Annotated in this window: 8 protein-coding genes; 2 read left to right on the top strand and 6 right to left on the bottom strand. The window is 45.1% G+C overall.

The window, feature by feature from the left end:
• Together H591_RS0109590 and H591_RS0109595 are read left to right on the top strand one after the other, a co-directional pair.
• Positions 1-240, top strand: a 240-nt coding sequence (locus H591_RS0109590; RefSeq protein ID WP_156853189.1) for a transposase domain-containing protein, incomplete at its 5' end; no start/stop codon positions are given.
• A gap of 94 nt (positions 241-334) precedes the next feature.
• Positions 335-1,030: an ATP-binding protein gene (locus H591_RS0109595; protein ID WP_022966734.1), complete on the top strand. Its 696-nt coding sequence runs from the start codon at positions 335-337 to the stop codon at positions 1,028-1,030.
• A 352-nt stretch (positions 1,031-1,382) separates the two neighbouring features.
• Here the strand turns inward: H591_RS0109595 and H591_RS0109600 are convergent, their stop codons facing one another.
• The 6 genes from H591_RS0109600 to pglX all read right to left on the bottom strand — a co-directional run bounded on the left by H591_RS0109600 (position 1,383) and on the right by pglX (position 17,226).
• A complete protein-coding gene (locus tag H591_RS0109600; RefSeq protein ID WP_022966735.1) occupies positions 1,383-1,820 on the bottom strand; it encodes a hypothetical protein in 438 nt (145 codons plus the stop codon).
• Between the two features lie 139 nt (positions 1,821-1,959).
• Positions 1,960-2,385 (bottom strand): hypothetical protein, encoded by a 426-nt coding sequence (locus H591_RS15185; protein ID WP_022966736.1) that lies wholly within the window; start codon positions 2,383-2,385, stop codon positions 1,960-1,962.
• Positions 2,386-2,497: 112 nt separating this feature from the next.
• On the bottom strand, positions 2,498-8,920 hold the full coding sequence (locus tag H591_RS0109610; protein ID WP_022966737.1) for an NACHT domain-containing protein: 6,423 nt from the start codon (positions 8,918-8,920) through the stop codon (positions 2,498-2,500).
• Positions 8,921-9,062: 142 nt separating this feature from the next.
• Positions 9,063-11,138 (bottom strand): BREX system Lon protease-like protein BrxL, encoded by a 2,076-nt coding sequence (gene brxL, locus H591_RS0109615; RefSeq protein WP_022966738.1) that lies wholly within the window; start codon positions 11,136-11,138, stop codon positions 9,063-9,065.
• 10 nt (positions 11,139-11,148) lie between these two features.
• Positions 11,149-13,650, bottom strand: a complete 2,502-nt coding sequence (pglZ, locus tag H591_RS0109620; protein ID WP_022966739.1) for a BREX-1 system phosphatase PglZ type A — start codon at positions 13,648-13,650, stop codon at positions 11,149-11,151.
• Positions 13,651-13,653: 3 nt separating this feature from the next.
• Positions 13,654-17,226, bottom strand: a complete 3,573-nt coding sequence (gene pglX, locus H591_RS0109625; protein WP_022966740.1) for a BREX-1 system adenine-specific DNA-methyltransferase PglX — start codon at positions 17,224-17,226, stop codon at positions 13,654-13,656.
• Positions 17,227-17,233: the final 7 nt, after the last annotated feature.

Below are 17,233 nucleotides of genomic sequence, written 5' to 3' on the forward strand. Positions count from 1 at the left end.
ATCGACAACAATCGTGCTGAGCGTGCGATCAAACCTTTTGTGATTGGCCGTAAAAACTGGTTGTTCTCCAACACCCGCAGCGGCGCCAAAGCCAGTGCTATTCTTTATAGTCTCGTTGAAACAGCCAAAGCCAACGACCTGCAACCTGCTGTATATCTTCAAGCGTTGTTCGAACAACTACCGCATACCAGCGCTGCTCATATCGACTCGCTCTCGCCTTGGAATATCAAACTCAACTAAGCATCGGTATGCTCTAACGAATGATCGCAGTTGTGCTAGGTGTGGGTGTTGTTACGCTTACGCTCAAATTGCCAAAAAACAGGCAACTGCGCAGTTGTACGATCCGGCTTTTATCAGCGCTGACGTTGACTTGGCTGCTCTGACTGACGGGCTTACTGCACAGCCAAATGCGCGCTTATGTTTATACGGTCCACCCGGTACAGGAAAAACCGCTTATGGTCACTGGCTGGCTAAGCAACTGAATAAGCCTTTACTGCTCAAACGTGCTTCCGACTTGCTCGGTGCTTATGTTGGCGAAAATGAACAGAACATCGCTAAAGCCTTTAAACAGGCAGAGGAGCAAGGTGCGGTTTTGCTAATTGATGAGGTGGATAGTTTTCTCAGCGATCGCCGAGGTGCTCAACGCAGCTGGGAAGTTAGCATGGTCAATGAGATGCTTACGCAAATGGAAAGCTTCTCCGGTATTTTTATTGCTTCGACCAACCTAATGGATGGTCTTGATCAAGCCGCATTGCGTCGTTTTGATTTGAAAGCTAAGTTTGACTTCTTAAGTACCGAACAAGTCTGGAAGCTGTTTGTCCGTCACTGTAAACAGCTGGACTTGCCGCATCGAAAAAAAACATTGCCACAACAATTAGCAGCACTGGAATATTTAACCCCTGGAGATTTTGCTGCTGTGGCACGGATGTCGCGCTTTAGCCCACTGCAAAGCGCGGAGGCATTTATTCAGGCGTTAAAAAATGAGGCAAGCCATAAAGAGCAGACTAAAAAACAAAAGTTTGGGTTTTAGTTGCTGCTCAAGCTGAGGCTCTCAGCTAACAAGTAAATATGAATATTCACAGGAATACTCGACTGCTATTTTTTCAACTACAAGCAAAATCAAACACTTATATGATCTAGTGCTACAAAACCACTGGCTACTCAATAATAAAATGCTGCCTGATTTGTTGGTTGTCGCCAACTAAACTATTAGTGATACTGAGGAAATGCAACTCTTACCTGTGACTATCTCCCTACCTATACTATATTCTATCGTGTACCAAAGCCTTGATTAAGATAGTTCTAGAGCGACTTAAGTTTGTTTCTCATGATTTCTTTTTTTCAGAATTAATTAATAACAAACTGGCTTTATAAAAACCAACTCAGGCTGCTCGAAGCATTACATTATATAAGTGTCCTAGAGCCTTACGGACGGGCTCTAGTCTAGTTTCAATAAAGTAATTGAAACTGTTAGAAACCTCATCAGAAACCTCATGACCCAATAAATCCAAGACATCACTTGGGATGAATTCTATGCAAGAAAAAAGCTCATCGGCAAACTCAGCGTCATCTAATAACTGCTCCATTAGTGCAACTGTTTCATCTCCATCGTCATCCTCAATGCACTCTTCCACTTGTTCTTTAAGGTCTTCAATATATGGAATCACATCATCTACAAAGCTCTTCAGTGCTGGCTCTATAAAATCAAGATCATTGAAAACCTCAAGTGCTGTTGCCGCAGATTCTAAAACTGCATCTATAGCCTTGCATGTATTACCCCAAACGGGATGATTTAATGCTTCGATATACTCATCTGACATAATTATAGATTCCATTATATTAAAAATTACTCTAAAGCCATGCGTTAAACAAATAAACACGCCAGTACAGCGAAGCTGCAGCACTCGTTAAACGGTGCTTAGCTGCAGCTTTTCTCAACTACGATAACCCTACTCTCAGTCAAAGCTGCAGATGGAGTTCACCGGTCGGAGATTCGAGCAGAACCGTTGTTACGAAATACGGATTTTCAGGAAACCTAAGTGGCTGAGGCACTCTGGGATTTCCTTGCATATCTACCCCGTAGTTATGAATCTCCGTTAATGACTTTTCGAGCTTTCTGAGCTCAGGTTCTATAATAGTGCTCAAATCCTGTTGAAACGCTCCTATTGGTAAAGCCCCTGAAATGGTTCCACCGTCAAAGACAAGCTTATGCTTTTCTGGGATAACAACTGGGTGTGCTGTTCGGTAATCAGAACGAGCAAGTGTCGATAAAACCATACTGATCTCGTCATCTGTAGCATCCAGAGCGTACGCCTTGATCAAATACCGCTGAACAACTCCTGATTCTTGGTCTACGACTGGCCAAATATTCGCTACAAGTTCCATAATATTCCATTCCTTGATAATTTGTAATTTACTGACACTCAGGAGAGTGCTCAGTGTTTATATGCCTCACGAGGAACAGTACATCTGCCAACTGATATGTACCATTACTTGCCTAGTACACCGTTTCAGACGCTTTCTTGGCATGCCAAAAGCGTGGAGATTCGCCACTCCGTTTTAGACTCACATATAGTTCCCGCAGCCCAAAGGAATCATCATAGCTTTTACTTGATTTATATTTTGAAAAGCCTATTTTAAAAACAAGACTTCGATTACAAGACTTAAGTACTGCGTTGAGCCAGTCATGCTCTGCGCATAAGATAGTCCCCTCATCTTGGTATCCTCTGCTGTGAACATCTGGGTCTTGCCTCCATTTACCCCAAACTTCGCTCTTTAAAGTAAGCTGCCCTGCACCGTCATACCAGTATCGCTGATTCTCGTCAGGAGTCAGTCCAAGCATCCTAATAATCGCTAACCCCAGTTTTGGACGAGCTATTGCACCACGTGCAGCCAACTCGTCACGCTCATCAATGCCAACGGGATACTTCTCAGGCTCCCATATAAGGGGCTTAAATGATTTTTTTTGAGCATAACGATCAACACGCCCGTCTGAATTAAAACTAGGTAACCAAAAATCATAATCAGATGCTTTAGCAAACTTAGCACATTGCCCGACTGCACCACGCTCCTCAATCAATGCCGAGCGAATACTCACATGCACGCCATCCGGCGATATCCAGTATCCGAATAGCGGAAAAAAATCATCCTTCTCACCATCGAAAAACCCGATTTTTCGAAATAAAGCTTCTTGATCAAGTAGTGTCTCCTGGTTTCCTTTGCGCTCACCTAGAAGATATTCTTGCGCCTGTACTGGAGCCATGTCTTTGTGATCCGATAACCATGAGCCATCCTCGAACGAAACATCTTCGCACTGCATGAACTCCAGCCAAGGGTTTATGCCTTTCCAATCGTAATTCTTTCTTGTAACTGGTAGGTTCTGCACGAGCGTAGTAGCCGCAAAAAGACGAGCATGTCGTTGAATATGCTCGGCATAAGTTTCGAACTGCTCGTCCCCTCGGTAACGAACTATGCCCGGCAAATCGGAAATATTCTTTACTCTCGGCCAACGTTCCATTATTTCTTTAGCTATGAGGTCGTTAGCTTCATTTTTCGAAATTCCAAACAGGTTTCCAAGGCCTGAAATTTTATATTTATCGAAGTCATAATCAAACCCAAAGTCGAACTGGCGCTCCTTATTATCTGGCCAACCGCTACTCTCAACGATGCCATGCAAGGGCGATTGTACTTCTGCCCACAACTTAGTAAGTTCAGGGCTAATTCTCTGATCACCCTCAATATGCTTCAGGCATCGGGCCAAATGAATCTTATTGAATACGTGTATATCGGTTCGCTTTGCTAGCGCCGTAATTCTTGACTTCAAGGGTTTGAGCTTTTCTCCGTGGTAAAGAGCGGCTCGCGCCAATCCCATCAACAGCCATTGCTGTGCATTAAGAAAGGCAAAATGATGCTCTTTGGAGGCCAGAGACGGGTTCTCTTCCAAGTCAAAACGGTCAAGTAAACGACCAATATCTTCAGTCAACCCCAAGTCAAGCATGCCCTTCAAACTTCGTGCTGCACTCCACCTTATAAAGGCATCGCTGTCACCAAGCAGATGCCAGATGATATCCGCGATTACATCACTCTCGCTACTCTTGCCAGCGAACGCATCGCAATACTCTCCTTCACCAACCTGGTCACCCACCTTTGCAGTTGTACTGGATAACAAACTCTCAAAAGCTTCCAAAGCAGTTGAGGGGGCCGTGTGACATGACAGGCTTGTAGCCAGTTGAAGCCATTCGTCACCCCCGAGATCAAGGCGCTCCTTAGCTATCGTTTCCAAAACAATTAGTAGCACAAATTTTGGATCGCCGCATAGCTCTGACAAACGGTAGATTTGTCTGGAAATGCTAGAATAGTGGAGCTCGAAAAGACCAGTACCCTTAAATGAAAAAAGTTTCGCGATTAAGCCAGGCACACCTGTCATAACATGCGCAGAGCTCTTTCCCCAGGCATCTACGCACTTGACTATCAGGTCAAGTGTACGATCAAACTCAAGCTCAGAAGACTCACAAACCACCTCAAGAAATTCAGCACGCTTGTCGTATGGGCAACTTTTTCGTACCTCCTCTAATAGACGATTGCAACTATCAAGCGGTAGCTCATCATTGGTTTTAATGCTGTGAAGTGCTTCGTCCAATGACGCAGCAGATACTGGATCGCAATGGGCAATAATAGACGCGAGTGCGCTATCGCGAGCATGTGCATCCTGTCTTTTGCTAAGTGCTTGGTCGTTATATTCAGCACTAACTTTTCTGTGATTTAGCTTTAAATTATCGTTTTCACGCTGCAGTTGTGCAGCCTCTCGCCGCTCTTGAAGATGATTGCGAAAGTCATTCCCTTTAGTTTCTTCAAATCTATCAATACAATCCAAAAGGCTCTCCCATAGCCCCACCCACCCACCAAAACTATGTTCTTGAACAAGCTTGTCTGTCACAAGGGAAAAAATTGCCGCCCTATCCTGTGGATCTGCGAATGAAAGCAGGTCGTTCAGTCCCTTTCCAACTTCCCAATCATGCCATCCATGATCTTTGCATATTGTGAGAATTACTGCTGCTCGGCGCGCGTCAAGATGACCGTTTTTAGTGAGGTAACAGGCAAGCTGTGGTAGTCCATAGGAGTAATCCACAGTATCTTGATCGTCCCATCGCATCATCTTATATATTGCGGGTAAACCGATAGAAGAAGACGCAGCACGCCCGAATAATGTCCATCCAAACTTTGATGGCTCATGTTGAAAAATAGTCTGACATAGGTTCATAAGCCGGTGCGATAGCACCGGATTCAGAAAACCTCCAGGCTGTTCAGCAGCATAGTGCAAAGCAGAGTAAATCAAATCGAAGTCATCACCACCCATCTGATCAAGTTGAGCCAAGCCTAGGTTGTAGTAATGCTGTGCTTCACTAATGCTCATAGGAATTAAAAGCCCTGCAAGACGACGGTAGGACTCTCCGCGCTGCTCAATATAATCGTCCTTAATTATGTCGTCAGAAACTGCGGCTGCGTATGCCCCTACAACATCAGAGAGATTAGAGCGTCTTGCTAGAAGAGCAAGAATGTTTAGCTGATCATCCAGCGAAAACTGATTCGCTGTTATGATTTCCATTAGCTCTTCTGCTTCTGTCTTTTCGATAGTTTCACTGTGCTGGAGCAGTATGACTAAAAGCCCAATGCCTACGTACCTTGCTGCATTATCTTTTCCGGTTTGGGCATCCCAATGGACGCTAGGTCTCAATGTGGATTTCCAAACAATCAAGAAAGCGACCAACACATCATTTGAAAGCGTTGTATTGGATAAAATGGCACTTTCAATCGGTTTGACCAGCTGCAGGATACAAGTTGCGCCTTTCACTATGTTTTCCTGTTCATTATTGGAAAACTGCATACTTCTCTCTGGCTTTCGTCCCAAGTGCTGATTTTTTACCACAACGAGACTACCAAGGAATGCGCGTAAATCAGATTCTGTGGTTATTCCCTTAGTATTCTGACCAGTCTTCACTTCTTCAGGAATAAGATGCTGTAAAGTTACCTTGTCACCGGACGACCATGCCTTAATGCAAGCTGATTGAACAGGTATCCAAATATTACTCATGCCATGACGCTGGCAGTAGTCGTAGCTTGAGGGCCTGCGATTGTTATATAGCTTTAGTAGAAGTTTCGCTGAGTTCCTTGAATTAACGATGAGGGAGCTCATCGCTACATTAGCAATAGCACCCTGCAACTCACTGTCGTAGTGTGAGTTTTTATTCTGAGTCTTCTTCTTGTATCGGATACTCATCGCGCTCGTAGCTCGTGAAATAGCTTTGAGCTGGTTGTTTGATAAACCACACTGCTTAGATAGAAGACCAATCTGCAGGGCGAGAGATAGACACCTTTTCGACGCTGCAAATTTAGCTAGGTTCTGTAAAGCCTTACTACCATTTGAAGCCTCATGCTGTACACAAAGAGTAACCAGCTCTTCCATGACCGAGAGGGCAAACTTAAAACTCCACAGCTGAATATTTCGATTGAACGTTGAAAACTCATTCTTTAAAACGTTCCAGAACATCACAGCTGCAATATCGAATATCTCAGGCCCTAGGCGCTCAACTCGTTTGCTCTCATCATCACTTTGAAGATACCAATTTATCCAGCCAATTGTTCTTTTTTGATGAATGTGCGCTTCTTCAAGCTCATCAGAAAAGCAATACGCGATGGTAAGGCGCGCGTCTCGTCCTCCGCGCCAACCGGAGCGATCATTGAACAAGCGGCGAGAAGCATCCAAGTTTCCAAGGATCATCGCCATAGCAGGAGATCGCCGGATAAACTGATCTCCTCTAGCATTAGCCGAGGCCACCTGCGAGAGTTGCATCGTTAGATTTAAAACTCTGTCTAAGTCCTTATCACGTGTAGCAAGCGAGAATGCCGCATACAGCCGCACAAGTTTCAATCTACGTCGTTCATATTCAGACATTAGTACGGATGGGAATTCATCAGAACATGCAAGCTGATAAGCCCTATTGCTATCGCCAATCACTACAAGAAAATGAGGTAGTGCCTCTGCAGCGTAGATTGAATCCCTTTGGCACTTTTGAAGCCTATGTGCGATGGATTGCTGTGCAGTAACTTCACTTGCATAGTGATCTTTTATGTATGTTTCGGTGGGTTCGTCGCGAAAAATAACGCCGTGCTGGAGTAGTTCAAGCATGGGCGCAAGGTCAGATGCGGCACTATTGACCTGAGATTCCGCCCAATCAAGCGCTTTGGCCAGGTCAGCAAGTGGAATGGGTGGTGGAAGAAGCGACAAAGCAGCGAAAAACTCACGAACCTCCGTCTCGCTCCAGCCAGCCGTGTATAGATCTCGGAATATTTTATCGCATTTTTGCTCGATCAGTTTTTCGACTGATATTTCTGAGTGCGGTGCATTGCCGGATACATTCGTATCCCAACTTTCTACAAGGTATTCAAGAACCCGAGCATTACCTCTCGAGCGAGCTAGAGCTGTGGAAAACTCAAAATCCGTAATATTTTCACGCCGTGTCTCAAGAAAACAACGTGTTTCCTGCTCAGTGAAAGGTTCAAGTTCAAGACGTTTCGTCTGGCTACTCCCGATAACCATATCTACTCTATGAGGGCGAGCAGTGAGTAACAGCTTCACACCATTAATAGGATCTTCACTAAGCGATGCAAGCAAAAGCCTTGGAAAAGAATCTTCCTTTCGCGCATTAGCCTCCAGTTGTGCATTATCTGCAGCGTCCAAGATAATCAGTACGCCCTGCTTTGCCGACTGAACTTGCACAGTCTCGCTAGCTTGCTTAAGACGCTTACGAGCAATTTGTATCAAGCCATAGCGGTCACTGTCGGTAGGAAGGAGTGGATCGCAGAGGCCGCGACTTGCCAGCTCGTTGATTATTTGCAACAAGCCCACTCTAGGCAAGTGTCGAGCTTGCGCCTCCGAACGATATGCACCGCCGCCGAAGCAATCGAAAACTACGGCCTCAAAGGTATCTGCCAGATATGCCGCTAAACTCTGGATGAAGATGGTTTTGCCGACACCGCCGTCAGCATGGAGGAATACAGGTAGATTGCTGGCTTTGATCTCGTTAGTGACATCTTGTAAGGCTCTGCGCTCAACAACATCACCAACATCAACGAATCTTGTATCTGCAGGAAACAAGTGATCCTCATCACACTCCAGTGCATCGAGAATATCTTCACGCCTAATAGAGTTATTGCCTTGGCCTTCGATTTGCGCCTTCTCGCGGACAAGCTCCACCAGAGCGAACAGTCTTTTTGCCGCCTGCCCTGTCGAGTCAGCTGACCAATCACTGATTGTTCTTCGCAATGATCGGTTCTGTGCTGGTAGATCAATCGTTGCAGCACGAAACTCGATGAGCGGAAAAATATCCTCCGCTTCGATTTTCTCATTCTGACACCAGGTTTTTAGGTATTTGAGTTGCCTTTCTGCACTATTAGAATTAGATTTCTGCCCCGACTTTAAACATGCAATGGCATCCCAAAGATCAGCTGAAAACTCAGCGTTTGTTACGAAACCAAATGACAGCTTCTTAGTAACTTCTTCATCAGTTACATTAGCTTTAAACTCTCGTAGTGTTGCAGCGAATTTTTCAATCGTTTTTTTGAGATATGAGGATGTGACAGGCTCTGCAGCCACCTTGTATTTGAACTGTAAAATTTGCTGAGAAGTACAAGTATCGAAAGTATCACCATCACCATAAAAAAGCGTAAGGTCGGCAATATCCTCTGCCTCCTGCCCGACTTTGAGACTTTCGTTTGGAGATAGACCTTCTACAACTATCGCGAAGAGATTGTCTTTTGGAAACACAAGCTGTAACGCACGCCGTGCGGCCCAGCGCTCATGGAAGGTGTGCCCGGCGCGTGATGCCCTTACTGTATCTATGCTCCTCATAGCTTTACTCATAGCTCCTTGCTCCTCGGGAATTTCTTAGCTTCAAAATGAATCAAGGCATAGCAAACAGGGCCAGAATATTGCTAAAAAATGTGGAACTTATGAACCTTTGTTTTCTATATTCTGCAATGCACTGCCACGGAAAGTAATAAGCCTACGAACACTTAATAAACGTCACCTCAAATGCCTTACACAGCCTGAATTGCTGCATTCGATTGGCAAAAGAAAAAGCATCATTCATGTCGTACTGTTGGAAAATATCCAAGCCGCGATCCAGTGAGATTTTCCAGCCATGGTCGGTAATGATGTGTCGGGCGTGTAGCGTTCCGGTCTGATCAAACTCCCAAGTGAATTGAATGCCAACACTGGCTGCTGACTCTTGGATTTTATTGAACCACTCATCTTGCTGTTCTTGGCGAAACTCATCTGCGACGGTAACTAGATTGATAGTAACTTCTTCATCAGCAGGCTTATTTCTTGCGATAATTTCCAATAATTCCATCAGGTTGCGGGCTTGAAAGAACAGTCGTATATATGGATCAGTGATGGTCAGGCTACGTGCATCCTTAAGGTACGGTCCAAACAAACCGTCATAACTGATGCCCTTCTGATTCTCTTGAAACGTTAGATGTTGTTCCTGTAAAAGCGCTTTTTCTGCTTTAGAAACAACTGTACTGCTGGGCGCGCTCGGTAATGATGCAGACTGCTCTATAGCTACGGCTTGGTCCGGCAATGCCATCTGCGGCTCTACATCCCCTACCTTCTGCTGGTAGTGGTTCGGGTATTCCAATTCTTCTAACGTGGCAACTCTCACTTCCTGCCCCTGCATATCGCTATAACTGAAGCACACAGCAGGATAAGTCGTATCCATACGCATCAACTGATCTTTGACGCGTTTACGGCCTTCAATAGAGAACTTGAGGATTTCCTCAATCTCTTCTTCGCTGGCCTCACCATGCGGAAAAAGGATTTTCATCAAACCAGAAAATGTCTTGTTGATACCATCACGGTCACGGGTGGAGATGTCGCTCGATAGTGTAAACATCTGCTGGTAGCGGTCAGAAAAATCCTGATTGCGGAACGCTCGTAGGATTTCTGCTAAGTAATCGACTACAAAGCCGTACCCTTCAGAAAACATCTCGCCGCGAATAATGTCTACTTCCCAACCGGGGATATAGAAGTGCATACGGTCAAGAAAAGCAGTGTCGCGAAAGTTTTCTGGCAAGTCATCAAACAAGTGCGTGTGCTTGAGCATATACGGCACTGTATGTTGCGTATTACCAACAAATGCCATGGAAGCTTCAGCGCCAAGTGTTTCTACCCCGCGAGAGAAACTCTTGTTGGCCATGTAGTTTTTCATGATATCGACAAGCGCTTTATCAGTACGCTTTTTCTTACCGGCAAACTCATCAAACGCAACGCAGTCCCAATATCCAACAAGGCCGATTTTTCCAGATGAGTTATTTACAAACAGCTTAGGTACTGTGACTTCACCACCGGAGATAAGAATACCGTGCGGAGAGAATTCAGAGTAGATATGCGACTTACCGGTCCCCTTAGGACCCAGCTCAATCAGGTTGTAGTTACGCTCACAGTAAGGAATTAAGCGTGTGAGTTGCGTCAATTTACTACGCTTGCCGAATTTCTCTGGATCAAACCCCATGCTTTGTATCAACAGGTCAATCCATTCGTCTAGTGTGAATTCTTGTCGTGCCTGCAGATAACCCTCAAGGTCAAAGTGCGACATTTGAATGGGCTTAATCGTAGATAAAACCCAAGGCGTAATCCGTTTGTCTTCACTGTGATCGTATTCGACATCGGCAATGCACCACACACCACTAACCAGCAACTTAGGATGCCGCTTAATTGTGTCGGCATCGACCAGTAATTTTTTAATACCCAGATTAGCAAACTCAGCCTCATAGACATCATCTTTGTCATTGAGCGACACACTGATCCTATCGATAACCTTGTAACGTCCTTTTTCGCGGATATTGGAACGAATCAATCCTGCCTCATTACGATGTACGTAATGTTTGGCAAGAATCTCTTTCACCGTGTCGATACCGGTCTGAATACTGGCCTCATCATTAGTTGCGCAATACTGACCTAGCAAATACTCCAACACATAGGTCGGCACAATAGCATTGCCTTTGACAGTCTTTACTAGATCCTTGCGTACCACTAGCCCAGCAAAGTGGGTATTGATCTTGTCATCCAGTGTCGTCACGGGTCATCACCTAAAAATCAAAGTCGCCAGTAAAAGAGCGGCGCAGTGTATAGCTGCGGGTTTTGTAGGTCTGGTAATGGGTCGTACCTGCGTGTTTTTCCTCAAGTCGGAGTATCACTTCCTGCCCATTAGCTTTGTCCGATTCAGCACTCAGCAGGAAGCGCACCTGCAGTTCACGCTCGCGAGAGTTGCTTGATGTGAAGTCAAATGTCAGTTCATGACAATCCGAGATCAGCTCGCCATCCTGGGTATAAATTCCAGCACGTAGTTGCAGGGACTGGATCTTGTCCGTTACTGGTTCTTTCTGATACAGCGCGATACCCAGCTGGCTGGAAGTAATCACCGAGCTGGCACTGCCCAAGATATCCACCTCTACCCTACTGACATCACTCTGACGCGCTTTGCTAACGCGTAATACTGGCACCACTACTTCCTGAAGTGTCGCTCCACCATGAACAAAACGGCTGCCGGAACCTTTTAGACGCAAACGGTTAATCGACTTAGGTAACTGAACCTGCACTTCGCCTTCTAGCGCCAGTTGCTCAGGGCTGAGTGAGTGTAAACTGGCATGCGGTTTCAAGCCTTTACCCAACACAAAGCGGCGGTCACGATATAGGATTTGCTCCCCCTGCACATCAGCAACAGCAAAGTCACTTTCATCAATGGCTCTATCTTGATAGATAAAACCATGGTCTGCAGTAATCAAAATACTGCTGGCATTGGCTCCGACCAGTTTTTTAACTAAGCGCAGTAAGTCTTGCAAAGTCTGTTCTGCCGCTTCAAACGCCTCGCCTTCAGAGTGCATTTTGTCGCCAGTATGATCAATGCGATTGTGATAAATATAAATCACATCATTGCGCTTGAGCAGCTCACGACTCTCAATCTGATTCATATTCAACAGGTTGTCTGCCGTTATGGCTTCACCCCGGTCATTCAGCGCTTTCTTCAAAATCTTATTGCGATTGTCCGTACCCATACTGCTTTGCCCATCGACCAGAACGGTTGCAGTTTCATTATCTGCAATCTGTAAGCTCGTATTAGGCAGCAGCGCTGCCATGCCTAGCTGAGTGTAACTGGGCAGCATGGACAACATTGGTTCTAGTTCAGCGCTGTAGCGATCTTCCTGATTGATTAAACTGAGTAGTTCATCACCGATTTCATAACGCATCGCATCTGAAATAATCACGCACACGCGCTGTTCACGGCGCAAGTAAGGCTGAACATAGTGATCGAAAAACTGATTTTGTCGGCGTACTGGTAATGCTTCCCACTGGCTAATGCCATCAACAAAGCCCTGAAAATCATCGCCAAGTTTGAGCAAGAAGTTATTGGTGTACAGATTTTCCACCTGCTCAAGCAACGGCCCCATCAGGGAGATCTGGCCTGATTTACGGGCATGAAATACGGTCTTGCGATACAACTGATCCAGCTTGAACCATTGTGTACTGTATAGTTGCACGGCCTTGCTCAGATTTGGACTGACCAAGCTGGTCTCAGCTAATTGCTGAATAAACAGTGCTGCGTATTCAATAGCTGCATACAAGTCTTGGTAACGACTGTACCAATACCCCTGACGGCGTTGACGCACCCAAAGAACAACATCGCCAGTCGATACTGTGCGGGCTACTACTTCACGCACCAAATCACTGATGATTTTACGGTCAATCAACTCGAAATAATCCAGTTCAACCAGTGTGCGGAAATCTCGCTTAGCTAAGTCTTGCTCGATGCCTAATACTGCAGCGCACTGGTTGGACCAATACTCAAAACCTTTGGTAAAACTGCGGCTGTCTTTCCAGCGTTTAAGAAATACCAGCGCATCATTGCTCAGTTGCACAATGCCGTCAGTACCCATTGCATAGCACGACTTAAATAACTCTATTACAAAATCTCGAATGCTCGGGTCGGTAGACTGATAACCGTAATAACGTGACATTTGCTGCCACAGAAATGCATTCAGACCGCTACGCTCAATTAGATTGATACTGTCTTCACAACCATCAACCAGTTCTTCCAGCAGGTGCTCCAGTATCGAATCCAGTCTCGGCTCGCTGCCTGCACAGACAGCGAGGATTTTCATACGCACCATGCTGGGCGTATCGTCGTTGGCTAGCAGCTTTTTCAAAGTATTCTTGCGCACGCCAGCTTGGAAAAACTCGATGTGCTGATTGACTAGATCAGCAAATTCTAAGCCCAGCTCCAAGTCGGCCAGCCAAATTGCCGTCTGATCGGTGCGAAACTCTCCATGTGCCAGCTGTACATCCAGCAACCAGTTATCCAGTGCGTCGGGCTGTTGGTCGTACCTGTAAAGAAGAAACTTTTGTGTAGGCTGCTCACGCAAAATACGATGCTTTACAGCGTATTCGTTATTGCACAGCTCGATCTTTTCCACGCCCGGCAGGGCTAAAGCCTCATACTCCTCGCGCAGCTCTTGTTTGCTGTCATACCAGAAAAGAATACGGTGCTTGCCAAAGAGGTTAGCCAGCGACTGCTGAATGCGATTACTTGTCATGCTTTAATCAGAATCCTTAGCGGCTAGACCTGGAATGGTTTTCAGAGCGGCACCGAGTTTAGGGTAGTTAACTTTTACGCCATCGTCCAAATCAATCTCGACCTGCTCTGTAGCTAGCGGGTACAGAGTGTCACGCTCGTATTCATCTAGCTCAATTGACACCTTATTGATTCGCTCGATTTCTTTTAGCGCCTTGGTTTTATCACTTTGACTGCTGCTGGCACTATTGCTGACGGCCTCCAAGTGCGCCTTCTGAGCACTGAGTTTGGTGCGGTATTCACGCAGGTAACCGTTAAGCACGACACTTACTGTATCCGGGCGGTAGCGATGCATATAAATCAAGGCATTAAAGCTGCCCTTAGGGCTGGAGAATAGCCAATAAATAGGACGTTTTTTATAACGTTGCCAGTGGTCAGCGTAAAACTCTTTGAGGAAGTAATCACGAATACTGTAGTTACGGCTACCTTTGACGTTTAGCGCTTTTTCGATAAAGGCTAAGTTGTCATCGTAATGCTCGGTACCGAAGGTAACTTTGAGAAATTCCTTAAAGCGCTCGACCACATCATCGGTGAACCAATCACCGTCGAGCATAGGAATAACATTATCCTCATCGGGCTTGAAGCTAGGATTTGGGATCTGTGCGTAATAGGTTTGCGCAGTATCACCTTGATTAGCCAGTACCAAACCTTCTTGATCCAGGCTATAGCGACCGAACATGCAGCCTACGGCATAAGAAATAAACTCGCGCATGGTGTCGGCAAGCAGAAGCTTCTCTCGCTCAATATCAAGTTCATCTTCGCTGGCTTGATCCCACTGCTTGCCTAAGCGGTAGTAGTAATGCGGATTGCAAGTTAGAGTAATTGCGTTGAGGGGAACTTCAGGTGTTAGCTCATCTTGCAAGCCGTAAGCGTTGATGAAGATGCGGTTGTTATCTTCCTCCAACTTCTGCATTAGATTTGTCATATCCTGCCAATGTATGCGTAGTTTTTGGTAGGCGTTCTTAAGAGTGTCCTGCATATAATCAGAATTAAGTAGCGGCAGGTTAGTAAAGTTCCAAGAGGTTTCGTAAGAGTCCCAATCTGACTTTGCCAAAAATATTTTTTCCTTGACACTACTTTCAAGGCTAGGCTCATCAACCTGTCGTAACGGCAAACTAAGTACATGTGTTAATTTGAAATCTAAATTAGGCGCGAGCATCCGTAATAAAGAACTTGAAACCTTGCTATTCAAAAACGCCATAATTTTTTCAGAGGAAAAAGAGTCTTTTAGAAACCCCATAGGACCTTTGGCATCAAACATAAATCCAGCAGAAACGTTTCTAACCGCAAAGTCATCACTGGAAATCCCAGACCAAGTAAATCCTGGTTTAAACCCATACACACCATTGTAATTATGCGATCTAACACGCCCTGATTTTTCGTCCTTGAAGTTTTTTAGTTCTACTCCATCATCAAACCAGTTTACATAGTTATCGAAATGCCCATACCAGCGGCGTGATCCACCGCCTTTCACATACGGAAACCATCGCTTATTTGAGGATTGAGCTGAAGCATCATTAACAATTCCATAACCAACTTCATTCTGTGACACCTCATGCCATTCACGAAGGAAAGTAGCATTTTGGCCGGTTGCAAGCCCCTCGCGCGTCACAATATATTCAGATATAGCTGGGCAGCTATCAAACTCCTTGAGTACTTTTTCCGATGCCCAGAAAACAAGTGGCTGTCCTGGGATTATTAAAAAATCATCTTCGCTAGCAAAGAATCTAATCTCACTTTTAGGGTTGTTCACGGCACTTAATAGCGACTGTTTTTTCTCCTCTTCATTTACCCCATCGGTCAGTCTTAAAAAATGCCCTTTTAAACCTGGAATTCTATTATTTGAAAAAACAAAAGCTGTAGTTGAGACTACATCCCCTCCGATAGAATCAAACGCCCTCTCACCCAGTTGTGCCATCGAAAGAATGCTACTATTTTTTAAGATATTAGAGCGTAGCGCTTCGTACCTTGGCGCGAACATCCAGCCTTGCATGGTTATCATAGCTACATAACCATGACTCATAGCAAGTTTGGCGTTTCGTAAAATAAAAGCTTGGTATAAGTCGTATTTTCCGTCAACGAAGAATTTTTCAAGCCAATTTTGAAGGCTATTATTTAAGTCAGCTTTTTTCTTATATGGTGGGTTTGCTATTACAATATGATATTTTGGACTAAGATAATTAGCTTGCTCTAGCACTTGCAGTACTTTTTGATGTGTTTGATTGAGGAATAACTGACCTGAAATGTCTTTTAACTCTAGAGTTTGAAGAATTGCATCAACGTCAGTGCTATCAGGACGGATCAAAGAGCCAAAATTATCAGCCTCTTCGAATTGACGTAAGGTGGTCTTTAACGAGACCGTAAAGAGATCCCGGCCAACAAAGTCAATGTATTCGTCCAGTTCGTCTTCTTTGAAATTGATGTTTTCCAACACACAGATATTTGGTTTAACGCCCTTGCTAAAGAATCTGCGCTGTTTAGCGCGCGCTTTCATGGTCAGGGCAAAAGCGGCTAACTCCCCAGCTCGCTCGTCGATCTCGATGCCGTACAAATTATGAGTAAGTATTTTTTCTGGGATGTCGGCAGGCTCGTAACCTTCTTCTTCGTAAATGGCATAAAGCAAATCAAAGGCATAAGTTAGCATATGACCAGAACCACAAGCCGGATCACAAATTTTTATTTCTTCCGGTTTACTGATGCGTAGAAAGTCCTCTTCGGCCTGTTCAGGCTTGATATAATAATCCATCAGCTCTACCAGGTTAGAGTTTGGGCGATTGAGCAACCACAAACGTCCTAGAGAGTTTTCCACCAAATAACGAACGATCCAGCCAGGAGTAAACAACTGGGTAGCAGCGGGGATGTTTTCTGGAGTAATTTTCTTGTTTTTCTTTAGTCCATCAAATACCTGATTTTTCTTCTCGGCAATGTAAAACTGGTACAGCCAGCCGATCACCTCTACATCAACACAGGCTTCTGCAGTCATTGCTTCACGGGTTTGCGCCAAAACAGAGTTAGCTGAAAGCAAGTTGTCCGGCATCAGCAGTTCGGTGTAATCGTCAATGCGCTGGAATAAAAATGGCATAGCCGCATGCCAATGATTACAGGTGGCAACCAACAGCAAACGATAAGCTTCCGTTTGTGGGTCTGCACTAGGCAATTGATTATTCAGTAGGGCGAAAATCCTCTGTCGCGTCTCTTCTGGCACTTGACTGTCGTCGATATGCCCCATTTTAGCTTCGGCTAAGATCTCTGGCTGAAACTGGCCTTCTGCCGGTGAAACTACACCAATGCGGGTATAACGATTGACATCCATAAAGCGCAGAGCGCAAAAGCGGTTAAACCATATATAGGCCACCCGCTCAATCACCTGCTCTTGCCCGTCCTTGGTAATGGCTTCCTGTAGCTGTTTAAGTGCCTTGGGGGCTTCACGCTGAGCAGCACTATCTACAGCCAGCACAAGGCTAAGCTTGGCTTTTACTTGCTCCATTAAAGTGCGACGAGCAAGTGATGCGAATGTTTTAAGTTTACTGGTATCCATTACTGAG

The organism is Denitrificimonas caeni DSM 24390, assembly GCF_000421765.1.
Classification (GTDB): domain Bacteria; phylum Pseudomonadota; class Gammaproteobacteria; order Pseudomonadales; family Pseudomonadaceae; genus Denitrificimonas; species Denitrificimonas caeni.

What these genes read in the sequence shown, in the direction of transcription:
- H591_RS0109600 (WP_022966735.1), bottom strand. Translation starts at nt 1,820, where the DNA reads ATGTCAGATGAGTATATCGAAGCATTAAATCATCCCGTTTGGGGTAAT.
- H591_RS15185 (WP_022966736.1), bottom strand. Translation starts at nt 2,385, where the DNA reads ATGGAACTTGTAGCGAATATTTGGCCAGTCGTAGACCAAGAATCAGGA.
- H591_RS0109610 (WP_022966737.1), bottom strand. Translation starts at nt 8,920, where the DNA reads ATGAGTAAAGCTATGAGGAGCATAGATACAGTAAGGGCATCACGCGCC.
- pglZ (WP_022966739.1), bottom strand. Translation starts at nt 13,650, where the DNA reads ATGACAAGTAATCGCATTCAGCAGTCGCTGGCTAACCTCTTTGGCAAG.
- pglX (WP_022966740.1), bottom strand. Translation starts at nt 17,226, where the DNA reads ATGGATACCAGTAAACTTAAAACATTCGCATCACTTGCTCGTCGCACT.